General features: G+C 67.1%; 12 protein-coding genes. 9 read left to right on the top strand and 3 right to left on the bottom strand.

Going from position 1 to position 15,050, the window contains the following annotated elements:
- Nucleotides 1-299: 299 nt before the first annotated feature.
- Nucleotides 300-881, top strand: coding sequence for a hypothetical protein (locus AC1Q5W_RS14900; RefSeq protein ID WP_492645227.1), 582 nt, complete (start codon nt 300-302; stop codon nt 879-881).
- 326 nt (nt 882-1,207) lie between these two features.
- Here the strand turns inward: AC1Q5W_RS14900 and AC1Q5W_RS14895 are convergent, their stop codons facing one another.
- Together AC1Q5W_RS14895 and AC1Q5W_RS14890 are read right to left on the bottom strand one after the other, a co-directional pair.
- On the bottom strand, nt 1,208-2,557 hold the full coding sequence (locus tag AC1Q5W_RS14895) for a M16 family metallopeptidase (RefSeq protein ID WP_492645226.1): 1,350 nt from the start codon (nt 2,555-2,557) through the stop codon (nt 1,208-1,210).
- Between the two features lie 7 nt (nt 2,558-2,564).
- Nucleotides 2,565-4,049 carry a M16 family metallopeptidase gene (locus tag AC1Q5W_RS14890; protein WP_492645225.1) on the bottom strand — a complete coding sequence of 495 codons (1,485 nt, stop codon included), beginning with the start codon at nt 4,047-4,049 and terminating at the stop codon, nt 2,565-2,567.
- 29 nt (nt 4,050-4,078) lie between these two features.
- Between AC1Q5W_RS14890 and ftsY the strand changes: the two genes are divergently transcribed.
- The 7 genes from ftsY (at nt 4,079) to AC1Q5W_RS14855 (ending at nt 13,260) form a co-directional block, all read left to right on the top strand.
- Nucleotides 4,079-5,149, top strand: a complete 1,071-nt coding sequence (gene ftsY, locus AC1Q5W_RS14885; protein ID WP_492645224.1) for a signal recognition particle-docking protein FtsY — start codon at nt 4,079-4,081, stop codon at nt 5,147-5,149.
- A gap of 25 nt (nt 5,150-5,174) precedes the next feature.
- Nucleotides 5,175-6,401, top strand: a complete 1,227-nt coding sequence (locus AC1Q5W_RS14880; RefSeq protein ID WP_492645223.1) for an ABC transporter substrate-binding protein — start codon at nt 5,175-5,177, stop codon at nt 6,399-6,401.
- A gap of 79 nt (nt 6,402-6,480) precedes the next feature.
- Nucleotides 6,481-7,581, top strand: coding sequence for an SMP-30/gluconolactonase/LRE family protein (locus AC1Q5W_RS14875; RefSeq protein WP_492645222.1), 1,101 nt, complete (start codon nt 6,481-6,483; stop codon nt 7,579-7,581).
- 79 nt (nt 7,582-7,660) lie between these two features.
- Entirely contained in the window at nt 7,661-8,122 is a 462-nt protein-coding gene (locus AC1Q5W_RS14870; RefSeq protein WP_492645221.1) for a hypothetical protein, read from the top strand.
- A gap of 86 nt (nt 8,123-8,208) precedes the next feature.
- Nucleotides 8,209-8,907 carry an alpha/beta hydrolase gene (locus AC1Q5W_RS14865; protein ID WP_492645220.1) on the top strand — a complete coding sequence of 233 codons (699 nt, stop codon included), beginning with the start codon at nt 8,209-8,211 and terminating at the stop codon, nt 8,905-8,907.
- A 15-nt stretch (nt 8,908-8,922) separates the two neighbouring features.
- Nucleotides 8,923-10,200, top strand: coding sequence for an Hsp70 family protein (locus tag AC1Q5W_RS14860; protein ID WP_492645219.1), 1,278 nt, complete (start codon nt 8,923-8,925; stop codon nt 10,198-10,200).
- A 117-nt stretch (nt 10,201-10,317) separates the two neighbouring features.
- Nucleotides 10,318-13,260: a putative bifunctional diguanylate cyclase/phosphodiesterase gene (locus AC1Q5W_RS14855; protein ID WP_492645218.1), complete on the top strand. Its 2,943-nt coding sequence runs from the start codon at nt 10,318-10,320 to the stop codon at nt 13,258-13,260.
- 31 nt (nt 13,261-13,291) lie between these two features.
- Here the strand turns inward: AC1Q5W_RS14855 and AC1Q5W_RS14850 are convergent, their stop codons facing one another.
- Nucleotides 13,292-13,987, bottom strand: coding sequence for an N-acyl amino acid synthase FeeM domain-containing protein (locus AC1Q5W_RS14850; protein WP_492645217.1), 696 nt, complete (start codon nt 13,985-13,987; stop codon nt 13,292-13,294).
- Between the two features lie 242 nt (nt 13,988-14,229).
- Here AC1Q5W_RS14850 and AC1Q5W_RS14845 point away from each other — a divergent pair.
- On the top strand, nt 14,230-15,050 hold an 821-nt coding region (locus AC1Q5W_RS14845), incomplete at its 3' end, for an ABC transporter permease family protein (RefSeq protein WP_492704233.1).

Below are 15,050 nucleotides of genomic sequence, written 5' to 3'. Positions count from 1 at the left end.
TCCGGCGGGCGGCCTCAGCTGCCAAGCGCGCAGAAATCGGCCGCCCGCCGGGCCCTGGGTGCTGATTGGGTGGCGCGCGGTTGTTGAATTGCTATTGAATTAGTAGCTGTTCGGACAGGCATTGCAGGGGCTGCAGGCACTTTTTGCGTTGAAATGTCAACAGGCACACTCTTCTGCTTCGCCGTTACACGACGGACGAGTATCTTGCGGTAATGCGCTCACCCGTTTTGGGGATGGGCACCCGGCAAACACCTCGTACCATGGTGCCCTTACATCGTCAGGCTTACAGGAGAAGACCGTTGAATATCACACAAGAACAACAGAATGCCGCGGGGGAATTGGTCGATTTGATTGCGGCCAAAGTCGGAAACAACCGCGCCATTCATGCAGAAACAGCAATTTCCGCTTCGGCGCGACTGTCTGGCAGCCTTTTACTACGTTCCTTTGATCTGCGTCTTGAAAACTTTAAGCAGGGAACCGTTCTTCTTTCAAATGAAGCGAACGAGAAAGGCCCCATGCTTGCAAACACGTTAGCCGCAGTACTGTCCACCTCAAGCGTATCTTTGGATCAAAGCAAGCTGGGAGGGCAAACGGAACAAAGGGGTGAAGAACCTCGCCTTGATATTCTGAGCGCACTTACTCTGCTGCAGGAAGATGCTATAAAAATTTGTGAAACCAACCATCTCAGCCTTGAGCAAGCAGCACAAGCCGCAGCTCTAGCGACTGCATTCATCGTTAAAGAGTGCGCCCCGCAGATTGGTGCTGAAACAGGGTTCAATGTCGCAGTTTTTGGGTTCGTCGAAGGTAGCAAAACGGTGCCGCCGAGTACCAGCAGGACAACCAAGTTCAGTACCAAACCTTGGTTCAAGTTCTGGCAATAAAGCCAAGCCCAACATTCAACACGGACTGGCGCGATAGGGTCGCGTCAGCAGATGAATTCAAACGTTGGAACCTGCTCGAAATCGCACCCATCCCAACTCCGACAAACCAGCCCCAACGCCAGCCCTGACCCCGCACTCCGCCCTTCGGCGCGGCCGAGCAGCGCAGCATCGGGCGGAATCAGAGGCTCAGATGTTTGAGCCCGCAGGGCGAGTTTCTGAGACTCCCGCCCGGTGCGAGCAGCGCAGGGGCGTCGCGCAGCGACCCGCGGCATAGGGCGGGGTGCGGGGCCAGGGCTGGCGTGCCAGCGCCCACCCAGCCCCGTGTACTACTTCTGCGCCGCAGCCCCCAGCACCACCGTCACCATTTTCTCGGGCTGGATCTTGCGCGCAAAGGCGGCGCGGATGTCGGCCACGGTGACGCGCTGCACCTGCTGCGTCCAGGTGTCCAGGTAGTCCAGCGGCAGGCCGTTCCAGGCTATGTTGGCCACGTTGTCGAGCAGCTTGCGGTTGCTGTCGGTCATCAGCGCAAAGCCGCCGATGAGGTTGGCCTTGGCGGCGGTCAGTTCCTTCTCGGTCGGGCCCTCGGCCACAAACTTGGTCAGCACCTCCCGCACCAGCTGCAGCGCCTGCTGCGCCTGGTCGGGGCGGGTCTGCAGGCCGATAGTGAAGGCGCCGGCGTGCAGGCCGGGCGCAAAGTAGCTGTACACGCTGTAGCTCAGGCCGCGCTTCTCGCGCACCTCTTCGGTCAGGCGCGAGGTGAAGCCACCGCCGCCCAGAATGTGGTTGCCCACCATCAGGGCAAAGTGGTCGGGGTCGTTGCGCTTGTAGCCGGGCTGGCCCACCAGCACATGGGCCTGGGCAGAGGCAAAGGCAATATCCTTTTCCTGCGCCTGCTGCAGGGGCTGCACCTCGGGCACCGGCGACAGGGCCGGGCAATCGCCCGCAGGCAGGCGGGCAAAGAGCTGCGTTACCAGCGCATCGGCCTGCGCGCGATCGAGGGCACCCACGATGCTGACCTTGGCGTAACAGGGGCGCACGGCACGGCCATGCAGCGCCACCAGGTCTTGCACGCTGACGCGGTTCAGACTTTCTTCAGTGGTCTCCGCGCCATACGGGTGGCTGCCGTAAACCGCGTGCGAATAGGCCCGCGCCGCCTGGGTGGCCGGGCGCGTGTTGGCTTCCTTCAGGGCCGCCACGAGCTTGGGCCGGTCGCGCAGCCACAGCGCTTCCGGAAACGCGGGCTCGGCCAGTTGCCGCGCCGCCAGGGCCGCGGCTTTTTGCAGCAGGTCGGGATAGGTAAGTGAGCGCAGCGAGAAACTCAGGCGGTCGCTCCCCGCGCCACCGCCGAACGAGGCTCCCAGATCGGCCCAGGCTTCGCCCAGACCGTTTTCATCCAGCGCGGGCTCCTGCGCGGTGGCGCGCACGCCGTCGCTGGTGGCGGCGGCCATGAGGTTGCTCAGGCCGGGTTTGTCGGCTGGGTCGCGGCGGGCTCCTGCGTCGAAGTCGATGCGCACGTCCACCATGGGAATGGCCGGGCTTTCGGCCAGATACACCTGCGCGCCCGAGGGTTGCGTCCAGTGCATGATGGGGATGCCCGCCCACGCAAAATTGGCACAAAAAAGGCCTACAGCCCCCGTAAATACTGCGCAAGCAGCTCTCATTTTGATAGTAATCATGGTGGCCTCAGTCGCGCATGCCAGCCATGGGCACGCGGGGTTTGCGGGTTTTGTCCAGCGGTTGGGGCAGCAGGGTGGCCACGGTGAGGGCATCGTCGCCAAAGTACTTGGCCGCCACGGCCTGCACCTGCGCGGCGGTCACGGCGCGCAGGCGGGCAATCAGTTGCTCGTCGGCGCCCAGTGCAAAACCGGTCACCCAGTTCGAGCCGAGCGTGCGGGCCTGGTTGAACACGCTGTCGCGCTTGTAGACCTCGCCCGCTACCCACTGGGTCTTGACGCGCTGCAGCTCCGGCTCGGTCACGCCTTCGGCCGCCACACGCGCCACCTGCGCACGCAGGGCCTGCTCCACCTGGGCGGCGGTCTTGCCAGCCGCCGGCACGCCGGTAAGCAGGAAAAGCTGCGGGCCGCGCCCGGTGAGGCCGAAGGACGCGCTGGCGCTGTCGGCCACATGGTCTTCGGGCTGGGTGAGTGCGCGGTCCAGGCGGGCACCGCTGTAGCCGTCGAGCACAGCGGACAGCACGGTCAGGGCCAGGGCGTCATCGCTGCCCGCATCGACCCCGGCACGCTCCAGCCCCTGGGGTGTGAGGCCTGGCCCCTTGAAGGCCAGCGCCACATAGGCCTGCTCGGCCGGGGCCTTGAAATCAAAGCGGCGCAGGCCGGCCTGCGCCGGCTCTTCCCGCGGCTTGCGCGCGGGCACGGCGCGCTGCGGAATGCGGCCGTAAATCTTCTCGGCCAGGGCATGCACCCGGGCCACGTCCACGTCGCCGGCCACCACCACGGCCGCGTTGGCCGGGGTGTACCAGCGGCGGTAGAAGGCGCGGGCATCGTCGGCGGTCAGGGCGTCCAGGTCGCTCATCCAGCCCACCACCGGGCGGCGGTAGGGCGAGGCCAGGTAGACGGTAGCGTCCAGCGCCTCGTGCAGGCGGGCGTGGGGGTTGTCTTCGGTGCGCAGGCGGCGCTCTTCCTTGACCACTTCCAGCTCCTTGGCAAACACGGCGTCGCTCCACTGGTTGTGGGCGAAGCGGTCGGCCTCCAGCTTCATCACCTCTTCCAGGCGCGCGGCGGGAATCTGCTGGTAGTAGCCGGTGGCGTCCTTGCCGGTGAAGGCGTTCTCACGCCCGCCCAGGGCGGCCACGCGGCGCGAGAAATCGCCGGCCTTCACGGTGGGCGTGCCCTTGAACATCATGTGCTCCAGCACGTGCGCCACGCCCGTGGTGCCATCCACCTCGTCCATGGAACCCACCCGCACCCAGACCATGTTGACCGCCGTGGGGGCCCGGTGGTCGGGCTGCACGATGAGCGTCATACCGTTGGACAGGGTGAACTGCATGGCCGATGCCGGCTCGGCCGCCCGCACCCGGGGCACGGCGCCCAGGCCTGCCGCCAGCAGCAGGGTCAGCGCCAGCGCACGGAAACGGGAGGGGAAACGGGAGGAAACAGGGCTTGCGGCGGGCGCCAGGGGGCCCGCGGACAGGGGGTGTGGGTGTTTCATAGAATGGTGTGATTCTAAGAACGCCCCACATGTTCAGTTTTTTTAAAAAAAAATCCCCTCCCCCGCCCGCCGCCGCGCCCGCGGCACCGGCCGCCCCTGCTGCCGCGCCCGCCGGGTCGCCCGCCGCTGCCGGCGGCTCCCTCATTGGCAGCGCGCTGGTTGCCCCCATTGATGTACCGGTCCCCAGCGCCGCGCCGCCCGAGCGGCAGAAGTGGCTGGACAAGCTCAAGGCCGGGCTGGGCAAGACGGCCTCCAGCATCTCGGGCGTGTTTGGCGGCTCGCAGGTGGACGAAGCCCTGTACGAAGCCCTGGAAGACGCACTGCTGATGTCCGATGCCGGCGTCGCCGCCACCCAGTACCTGCTGACCGAGCTGCGCCGCAAGGCCAAGGAAGGCGGCGTGACGCACCCGGTGGCCCTGAAGAACGTGCTGGTGGCCCTGCTCACCGAGCTGCTGCAACCGCTGGAAAAACCGCTGGTCATCGGCCAGCAGCAACCCACCGTCGTCATGGTTGCGGGCGTCAACGGCGCGGGCAAGACCACCTCCATTGGCAAGCTGACCAAGCACCTGGCCGACCACGGCGCCAGCGTGCTGCTGGCGGCTGCCGACACCTTCCGCGCCGCCGCGCGCGAACAGCTCAGCGTGTGGGCCGACCGCAACCTGGTGGAGATCATCAGCCAGGCCGGTGGCGACCCGGCTGCCGTGAGCTTTGACGCTGTGAGCGCCGGCCGGGCCCGCGGCAAGGACGTGGTGCTGATCGACACCGCCGGACGCCTGCCCACCCAGCTGCACCTGATGGAAGAGTTAAAGAAGATCAAGCGCGTGATCCAGAAGGCCGATGCCTCGGCCCCGCACGAGGTGCTGCTGGTCATCGACGGCAACACCGGGCAAAACGCCCTGACCCAGGTGCGCGCCTTTGACGACGCCCTGGGCCTGACCGGCCTCATCGTCACCAAGCTCGACGGCACGGCCAAGGGCGGCGTGCTGGCGGCCATTGCCCGCGAGCGGCCCATCCCCGTCTACTTCATTGGCGTGGGCGAAAAGCTCGAAGAGCTGGAGACCTTCAACGCCCGCGAATTCGCCCAGGCACTGCTGGGCTGACCTTTTCTTGATCCTGGGGCCCACCATGTTCCAACACCACGCCAAAACGAACACCCCCACCCTCTCGCGCCGTCACGCCCTCGCGCTGGCCGCCGCCAGCCTGGCGCTGCCGACCTGGGCCCAGAGCCCGACCGCCTGGAGCGAGATCGAACGCGCGGCCCGTGGCCAGACCGTGTACTTCAACGGCTGGGGCGGCGGCGACGCCATCAACGCCTACATCCAGTGGGCGGCAGAGCAGGCCCTGCAGCGCTTTGGTGTGCAGGTGCAGCACGTGAAGGTGAGCGACGCCGGCGACGTGGTCAAGCGCGTGCGTAACGAGAAGGCCGCCGGCAAGTTCACCAACGGCACGGTGGACATGGTCTGGATCAACGGCGAGAACTTCCTGGCCATGAAGCAGGGCGGCCTGCTGATGGGCCCCTTTGCCGAGCGCCTGCCTGCCTACGCCTATGTGGACGTGAAGGGCAAGCCCACCACCCGCATCGATTTTTCCGAGCCAGTGGACGGCATGGAGGCGCCCTGGGGCATGGCCCAGCTCACCTTCTTTGTCGACCGGCAACGCGTGGCCGAGCCGCCGCGCAGCATGGGCGAGCTGCTGGCCTTTGCCAAGGCGCACCCGGGGCGCGTCACCTACCCGCGTCCGCCCAACTTCCACGGCACCACGTTCCTGAAGCAGGCCCTGCTGGAAATCCACACCGACCGCACCGCGCTGTACCAGCCGGTCACGCCCGAGGCCCTGGCCCGCATGACCGCGCCGCTGTGGGCCTACCTGGACGCGCTGCACCCGCACCTGTGGCGCGCGGGCCGGCAGTTCCCGCAGAACGTGGCCGCCGTGCAGCAGATGATGGCCGACGGCGAGCTGCTGCTGGCCTTCACCTTCAACCCCAACGAACCAGCCAACGAAATCGCTGCCAACCGGCTCGCGCCAAGCGTGTACAGCTACCAATTCAATAGCGGAACCATCGGGAACACGCACTTTCTGGCCATTCCGTTCAACGCCCGCGCCAAGGAGGGCGCGCAGGTGTTCATCAACTTCCTGCTGGGCGCCGAGGCGCAGGCGCGCAAGGCCGACATTGCCGTGTGGGGCGACCCCACCGTGCTGGCCGTCAACCGCCTGCCCGCCGCCGAGCGCGCCCGCTTCGCCGCCAAACCCCAGCCCGGCCAGGTGGAGGTGAGCGCACCGGCCATTCCCGAGCCGCACGGCAGCTGGGTGGAACCGGTGGAGAAGGAATGGATCAGCCGTTACGGCGTTTGACAGTCACCTAGGTGGCAGCCTGCAGAAGGCATTTGCCGACAATGGGCCGCTTCCATAACAACGAAGGAGGAGAAGGTCCATGAAAAAAACAATCCAACTGATCGGTGGCGTGGTCGCCGCGCTGGCGGCTTACCTGCTGCTGTGGCCGGTGCCCATTGCACCGGTGGCGTGGAACGCGCCCCAGGCCCCCGGCTACGTGGGGGCCCATGCCCCCAACACCCGGCTGGCCAACCTGCAGATGATCGACTTGCACGGCGAAGTGGGCCCCGAGCACATCGCCTTTGGCCCGGACGGCAAGCTCTACACCACGGTGGCCAGCGGCAACATCCTGCGCATGAACGCCGATGGCTCGGCGCAGGAGGTGTTTGCCAACACGGGCGGGCGCGTGCTGGGCTTTGATTTCGACGCCAAGGGCAACCTGATTGCGGCCGACGCCGTCAAGGGCCTGCTGGCCATTGCGCCCGACGCCAAAGTCACCGTGCTCACCGACACGGTGGGCACCGACCCCATCCGCTACGCCGACGGCGTGGTGGTGGCCAAAAACGGCAAGATGTATTTCAGCGATGCCTCCACCCGCTTCGCCCCCAAGGACTGGGGCGGCACCTTCGAGGCCAGCGTGCTCGACATCCTGGAGCAGTCCGCCACCGGGCGCATCCTGGAGTTCGACCCCGCCAGCAAGACCACGCGCGTGGTGGCGCAGGGCATCAGCTTTGCCAACGGCGTGGCCCTGAGCCAGGACGAGCAAAGCCTGTTCGTGAACGAAACCGGCAAATACCGCGTCTGGAAAATTGCCGTGACCGCCAACGCGCTGGATGTAACCCAACCCAGCGCCCAGGCCCGCGTGCTGCTGGACAACCTGCCCGGCTACCCCGACAACCTGATGCGCGGGCGTGACGGCAAGATCTGGCTCGGCTTTGCCAAGCCCCGCAACCCGACCATCGACAACTTGGCGACCAAGCCCCTGATGCGCAAGATCACCCTGCGCCTGCCGCGCGCGCTGTGGCCCATTCCCAAGGCCTACGGCCACGTGATGGCCTTCACCGAAGACGGCGCGGTGGTGGCCGACCTGCAGGACCCCAGTGGCGCCTACCCCGAAACCACGGCCATCACCGAGACCAAGGACCGGCTGTACGTGCAGAGCCTGCATGCGCATGGCCTGGGCTGGCTGCCCAACAAATAAAGACACCGCGCAACGCCTCAGGTTTGGACGCGTTCTGCCGATACCAGTAGGTATACGTCCAACCCGAGACCTGCGCGGCATGAACTCCCCCCTACTCCGCCCCATCACCCGCGAACTGGAACTGCTGCAGTGGTGCGGCCAGTTGCGCACCATCCGCTTCAACGAATACGCGGCCCTGCGCTTTGCGACCAACGCCATCCAGGCACTGCGCGATGCCCGGCTCACCGACCGCAACCCCATGGGCCAGTACACCATGGCCTACGAGGGCGTCTATGCCCTGTGCCTGGGCTCCATCTACCGGCACGGCCTGCTGCCCACCGGCCAGGTCCGCCAGCGCCCGCTGGTGATCCAGCTGGGCTGCGAGATGATGCAACTGTCCTTCCAGGACCGCGACAAGATCCTCAACGCCAGCAAGTACCGCGAGCTCATCACCTGCGACGCGCCCGAGCCGGTGGAAGCGGTGGTGGCCCGGGACATGGTGGTGCTGGGCAGCCGGGCCCTGGCGCAGGCGCGGCGCGTCTATCCAGACTGGTTCCTCTAGCCCCCGGGCAGGCGGTGGTCCGCATCGGGGCGCTGCCGCGGGAGGGCAACACGCTGCATAATCCGCAGTCGCTTTGAGGCCATCCCATGACGTTCCTACTCCCCCGCATTGAACTTGAAAGTGCCCCCAACCCCACGGCAGCCGTCATCTGGCTGCACGGCCTGGGGGCCGATGGCAACGACTTTGCCCCCATCGTGCCCGAGCTGGCGCTGGAGGGCTGCCCGCCCATCCGCTTCGTGTTTCCGCACGCGCCCAGCATCCCGGTCTCGCTCAACGGCGGCTACGTCATGCCGGCCTGGTACGACATCTACGGCATCAACCTGGTGGACCGCCAGGACGACAAGGGCATCCAGAAGTCCGAGTGGGCCATCAACGCCCTGATCGAAGACCAGGTGGCGCGCGGCATTCCCCATGAGCGCATCGTGCTGGCCGGCTTCAGCCAGGGCTGCGCCATGGCGCTGCACACCGGCCTGCGCCTGGCGCACCGGCTGGCCGGCATCATGGCGCTGTCGGGCTACCTGCCGCTGGCCGACCGTTTTCCCAGCGAGCGCCACGCCGCCAACGCCCACACCCCCATCTTCATGGCGCACGGCACGCAAGACCCGGTGGTGGTGCTCCAGCGCGGCGAGGACTCGCGCGACGCCCTCGTCCGGCTGGGCCACCCGGTGGACTGGCACACCTACCCCATGCAGCACAGCGTGCACCCGCAGGAGATTGCCGACATCTCCGTGTTCCTGACCCGCGTACTGGGCGATGTGGCCCCCACGGTTGCGCACCATGCGTAGCGCCGTGTCCGCCGCGTGAGCGACAGCACCCGCCCGCTGGTGCTGGGCATCGACTTCGGCACATCCAACTCGGCGGCCGCGCTGGTCGACGCCAGCGGCCAGCTGCACACAATCACGCTGGACGGTGCCCGCGCCGAGATGCCCACCGCCCTGTTCTTCTCCAGCGAAACCCACACCGTGCTGTACGGCAGCGCGGCCATGCAGGCCTACCTGGCCGGCACGGAAGGGCGCCTGCTGCGCTCACTCAAGAGCCTGCTGGGCAGCAGCCTGATGGAGGAGTACACCGCCGTGGACGGCCAGAGCGTGCGCTTCTTCGACATCGTGGTCCTGTTCTTCAAGGAACTCAAACGCCGCTGCGAAGCCCAGGTGGGCCAGCCACTGAGCCGCGCCATGCTGGGCCGCCCGGTGCACTTTGTGGACGACAACCCCGAGCGCGACACACTGGCGCAGGAGACCCTGGCCCGCGCCGCCCGGGAGGCCGGCTTTGCCGAGATCGCCTTCCAGGCCGAACCCATTGCCGCCGCACTGGACTACGAGCGCCGGGTGACGGTTGAGACCACGGCGCTGGTGGTGGACATCGGCGGGGGCACGTCGGACTTCACGGTGATCCGCCTCAACCCGGAGCGCAGCGCCCAGCGCGACCGCACGGCCGACATCCTGGCCACCACCGGCGTGCACATTGGCGGCACCGACTTCGACCGCCTGCTGGACCTGGCCACCGTGATGCCGCTGCTGGGCTACCGGCACATCGGCACCGGCGGGCGGCCCGTGCCCAACAGCGTGTTCTTTGACCTGTCCACCTGGCACCTGATCCACCAGGCCTACACCCGCAAGGCCCTGCACTTTGCCAAGGAGCTGTGGACCGACTACACCGACCAGACCCTGCACCGCCGCCTGATGGACGCGCTGGAAGGCCAGCACGGCCACCGCATGCTGGCCGGGGTGGAGGCGGCCAAGATTGCCTGCTCCCTCACCGGCGACGACGCGCTGGTGGACCTGGACTTTCTGGGCCACGGTCCGTCCGAACACCTGGGCGCCACCATCTCCGCGCCCGGCATGGCCGATGCGCTGCAGAACGCGCTCGGCCAGGTGGTGCAGTGCGCGCAAGCCTGCGTGCAGCAGTCCGGCCTGGCGGCGGTGGACGTGGTGTACCTCACCGGGGGCTCCTCTGCCCTGCGCCCGCTCATCGACGCCCTGCATGCCGCCATGCCGGCCGCCACGCTGGTGGAGGGCAACCGCTTTGGCGGGGTCGCCGCCGGCCTGGCCTATGCCGGCGCCACGCAGTCGTTCTGACACGGGGCTCGGTTGCTACTGATTTGGTAGCAACATGTGAATATTTCACAGTACACGGGGCGCTATTTCCCTATAAGCTCGCGGGAATTACTCACCCGTTGCACTTTGTTACATACGATGCTGGTCCAAAAAATTATCGCCACCTGGCTGCAGCAACTCACCGCGCTGGTATTCCCGGCGGTGCTGGTTGCCATCGCCGCAAGCGCGCTGGTTTGGCAGCTGGTCCACGTCGAGTCGCAGGAGCAAGCCCCTGTCCCCATCCGGGTATGGGAGCAGACCGCGGCGGACCCCGCCTTGCCGCACACCGAAGCACTGCGCCACCTGGACGCCAGCGCACCCACGCGCGCCTTCGAATCCCGCCTGTCGACCCACGATTTCTGGCTCACGCTGGAAATGCCGGCCAGTGATGCCGACCATCCCCTGGTGGTGGACTTCCCCTCGCGCCACGCCACCAACCTGACGTGCTGGGACCGTGCCAGCGACCGCCTGCTCGGCAGCGCCGACCGGCGGAACACCAGCGGCGGCCTCTCCCGGAGCCGGGCGGGGTTTGCACTGGCGCTGCCGGGCCTGCAGCACGCCACCCCGATCCTGTGCCGGGGCGCGTTCCGGGGGCCCGCCAAGATTTCTGCCCAGGTCTGGTCCGGCGAAGCCCTGGATGCCGCCCAGGCCGCGCACCAGAAGAAAGGCTCCATGATCGAGGCCGGCATTGGCGTGCTGGCTCTTTTCATGCTGCTCACAGCCCTGGTCAACCACAGCCGGCTGTACTGGACGTTTGTGGGGTGGCTGCTGCTCAACATGCGCATGGCCGCCCTCTCGGCGGGAACCGATTTCGACCTGTTCGGCCTGGCCATTGACCCGGCGGCCATGATTGCCGTGCGGCAATGGACCGTATGCGTGTACTACGCCATGACCATCGGCCTGTTCAGCCTGCTGTTCCAGGCGGAGCTCAAGAACATCCGCGCGGGCTGGCCGCTCACCCTGCACCAGCTCAGCGCCCTGGCCCTGATCGCGGCCCCTCTGTTCCTGTCCTTCGAAAACACCTTGCCGGCGCTGTGGCTGGCCACGACTTCGGTCGTGGCTTTGATGGTGTACTACCTGTGGCGCATCCTGCTTCGTACCCATTCCCGGGTAGCGGGCTGGTATGCGGCATCCATCGTGGTGACGCTGGTTGCAAGCCTGAATGAAGTGGTGGCCGCCGCCACCGGGCAGCGCAACCTGCTGATAGGCCTCAACAGCGTGACGGCAGCCATTGCGTCGGCGCTGCTCGCGTCGGCAGCCATCGCCGAGCACATGCGCTCGGACCGGCTGCAGAAGATCGCGGCCCAGAAGACCCTGCAGGCTGCCTACGACGATTCACCCATAGGGCTGTTCACGGTGGGCGACGGCGGCCTGATCGCCAAGACCAACCCGGCCTTCCAAACCAAGCTCCAGGGCATGGCGCCGCCAAAGCCCACGCACCTGACGCAACTGTTCGACGACCGCGTGGTGCGCGCCATCACGGCCCTGCAGACATCCCGCTCCCAGTCGTCCATCGAGCTGCAGACAAAGATCCGCCACCCCGGTACCGGTTCCGACCGCTGGTTTGCCATCAAGGCGTCCACCACCGACGGCAGCATCATCGAAGGCACCTTGCAGGACATCACCGAGCAGGTGCTGGCAACCGAGCGGCTGGAGTTCCTGGCCAACCACGATCCGCTCACGGAGTGCATGAACCTGCGGGGCATTGCGCGCAGGCTGGGACGGCAGGAGCGCCTGCCCACGGCACTGGTGTACTTTGATCTGGACCGTTTCAAACTGATCAACGACCTCTACGGGCACGCCGCAGGTGACAACGTGCTGAAACAGGTTTGCGAACGCATGCAGCGCCCACTCGAACCGGGCGATCTGCTCGCCCGGGTGGGGGGCGACGAGTTCGTGATCGCATTTGCGCGCGCCACGATGAGCCAGGCCGCCGAGCGCTGCGCCGCGATCATGGACCTGATCTCTTCGCAGCCCTACCAGATCGACAGCCAGAGTTTTGCCCTGAGCGTATCCGGTGGCCTGGTCGGAACGGAGCACTTCGTCCAGGCCCCCCTCAAGGAAATCATCTCGGCGGCCGATACGCTGTGCCGCATGGCCAAGAAGCGCACCACCGAGCGCCTGGTGGTGATGGAATCGGGCGACCAGTTCCTGCGGCACCACAAGGACGAGCTGGACCTGATCGCGTCCCTGGAGCGCGGCGAAACGCCCGAGGGCCTGTTCCTGGTCATGCAACCCGAAATCTGCCTGTCGCGCCCGTTCGAGTCGCTGAACTTCGAGGTGCTGCTGCGCCTGCGAAAACCCGACGGGCAGGTCGTTCCGGCCAACGTCATCATCGAGGCGGCCGAGGCGCATGGAAAGACCGCCATCATCGACCGCTGGGTTGTCACCACGGCCATCACCTGGCTGGAAACCCATGCCGCCGCCCTGCACAACACCCGGTTTGTCGGCATCAACCTGTCGGGCGGCTCGCTCAACGACGAGACCTTCACCGAAGAGTTGTTCGCGCTGTTTGCGCAGCACCCTGCCGCCCTGTCCATGGTCTGCATCGAGATCACCGAAACCGTCGCCCTGACAGACATGCGCAACATGCAGCGCTTCATCGACCGCATTCACAGCATCGGCGCCAAGGTCGGGCTGGATGACTTCGGCGCCGGCTACTCCTCGTTTGGCTACCTCAAGGACCTGGCCGTGGATGCGCTCAAACTCGACGGCTCCCTGGTCAAGGGCGCGGCGCGCAACCCGGCCAGCATGGCCATCATTGTGGCGATCGCCGGGCTGGTCAACAGCCTGGGCATGAAGTCGATTGGCGAATTCGCCGAAGACCTGCCCACCATCAAGGTACTCGTCGAGGCGGGCGTGAACTACGCGCAGGGGTACGGCATCAGCATGCCCGTGCTGCCGGAGCGCATCCTGGCCGCCACCTCGGTGGCGGACTTGATCGAAGACCCCGAGGTCCTGGCCTACATCCGGCAGTTGCAGGCCCCGCCCGACGACGCCAGACCGGCGCAGAACATGCCGGGCGAACACACCGTCCTCTGACGCCGCTCCGCCCGCCAGGGCACCTGCGCCTTCAGTCCGCCGAAACCGCCTCCCCACTGACCGGGGCAGTGTCCGGGCACGTCCACGCACCGTCCAGGCTGCGGGCGCCCGACAGGCCGATGTCGGGGTGCGAGGTCTCGAAGAAAAAATGGTACAGCGGATGCCGGCTGGCGCGCCACAACGGCTCCACGTCCGTGGGCGCCAGACACATCACGCGGTGCGGCACCCCGCCGGCGTGCGCCATCGGATAGAACATGCCGGGGTCACCCACGTCGCGAAACAGCAGCCCGTCGTAGATGCGGTCCACCGGACGGCGGCCGGCCGCCATCATCCAGTCCACCTTCTGCGCCAGGCAGTACAGGTGCAGGGCCTTGAACAGCGCACTGCGCACGGCCGATGCATCCGAGTTGCCCTTGATGCACAGCCGCGTGGTCTCCACCATCCGCGTGCCGCGAAAGCGCTCCGGCAGTTGCAGGGAGGTCTGCAAGGGCAGCACCGCGCAGACATTGGCATGGGTCCTGAAACTGCCCAGCAGGCTGCCATCGAACTTGGATTGGGCCACGAAGACGGCGCATGCAGGATCGTAGTCCGCCGCTTCGGGCTGGTGCAGTGTCGCGCCCAGGGTGGGAAGGTGTTTTCCATACGACGCCGCGCGCAGCGCCGCGACCTCGGCCAGACTCTGCCGCGAGGCCATGACCACCCGAAATGGCAGACGCTCGAGCGCCACAGCCGCCCGATCCCCAGTGCTTGAAATATCCACGGATCCCCCCTTGAATGTCGAACCAGAAACAGGCAGGAGTGTGCACCCGGAATCTGACGACCTGAAGTCACCACACGGCCAGCCGGCCGCGGTGCGGCCGTTGCCCCCCAAGCAGCCGCTGGCACGCCCCCGCTTTGCTATCAAAACAGAAGCTGTCGACGAACGTCCTGCGGGGCCATACATCGGTTTTGCCGATAAACTGGCGACCCATGCATTTCCTCGCCTCCCACCCCTTGCAGCACCGCGTGGCCGCCGCCGGACTGCTCGCCCTGCTGGGCGTGCCCCTGCTGTGGAGCCTGTGGGGTGCCGTGGCCGCCGCGCTGGACGCCTCCGCCTGGCAGGCGCTGGCCGGCGATGCCCAGACCCGGCCGGCGCTGGGCATGAGCCTGTGGACCGGTCTGCTCTCCAGCGCGCTGGCGGTGGCCGGCACGGCCGCTGTGCTGTCGCACAGCTTTGGGCACGCCACTGGGCCACGGTGGGTGCGCTGGCTCGGCCCCATGCTGGCGGTGCCGCACGCGGCGTTCGCCATTGGCCTGGTGTTCCTGCTGGCCCCCAGCGGCTGGCTGCTGCGCGCGCTCTCGCCCTGGGCCACCGGCCTGGACGCCCCGCCGCCCTGGCTCACCACGCAGGACCCCTGGGGCCTGGGCCTGGTCGCCGTGCTGGTGGCCAAGGAGATTCCGTTCCTGCTGTGGGCCGCGGCGGCCCACCTGCAGCGCCCCGATGTGGCGCGGCGCCTGCAGCAGGAGCTGCAACTCGCCCACACCCTGGGCTACGGCGCGCGCGCGGCCTGGTGGCGCGTGGCCTGGCCGCAGCTCTGGCCGCGCCTGACAGCCCCCATGCTGGCCGTGCTGGCCTACGGTCTGACGGTGGTGGACGTGGCGCTGGTCATCGGCCCCACATCGCCGCCCACGCTGGCCGTGCTGGCCTGGCAGTGGCTGCAGGATGCCGACCCCGCCACCAAGGCGCAGGGCGCGGCCGCGGGCTGGCTGCTGGCGGGCATGCTGGCGCTGGGCGCCGCGCTGCCCTGGGC

The organism is Rhodoferax sp. MLSD5-FHT05B10, assembly GCF_058793415.1.
The sequence above is the reverse complement of the archived record's forward strand: the minus strand, read 5'-3'. Positions and strand labels throughout refer to the sequence as shown.

Coding starts and splice junctions, on each gene's coding strand:
- AC1Q5W_RS14895 (WP_492645226.1), bottom strand. CDS start 2,557: ATGATTACTATCAAAATGAGAGCTGCTTGCGCAGTATTTACGGGGGCT.
- AC1Q5W_RS14890 (WP_492645225.1), bottom strand. CDS start 4,049: ATGAAACACCCACACCCCCTGTCCGCGGGCCCCCTGGCGCCCGCCGCA.
- ftsY (WP_492645224.1), top strand. CDS start 4,079: ATGTTCAGTTTTTTTAAAAAAAAATCCCCTCCCCCGCCCGCCGCCGCG.
- AC1Q5W_RS14880 (WP_492645223.1), top strand. CDS start 5,175: ATGTTCCAACACCACGCCAAAACGAACACCCCCACCCTCTCGCGCCGT.
- AC1Q5W_RS14875 (WP_492645222.1), top strand. CDS start 6,481: ATGAAAAAAACAATCCAACTGATCGGTGGCGTGGTCGCCGCGCTGGCG.
- AC1Q5W_RS14870 (WP_492645221.1), top strand. CDS start 7,661: ATGAACTCCCCCCTACTCCGCCCCATCACCCGCGAACTGGAACTGCTG.
- AC1Q5W_RS14865 (WP_492645220.1), top strand. CDS start 8,209: ATGACGTTCCTACTCCCCCGCATTGAACTTGAAAGTGCCCCCAACCCC.
- AC1Q5W_RS14855 (WP_492645218.1), top strand. CDS start 10,318: ATGCTGGTCCAAAAAATTATCGCCACCTGGCTGCAGCAACTCACCGCG.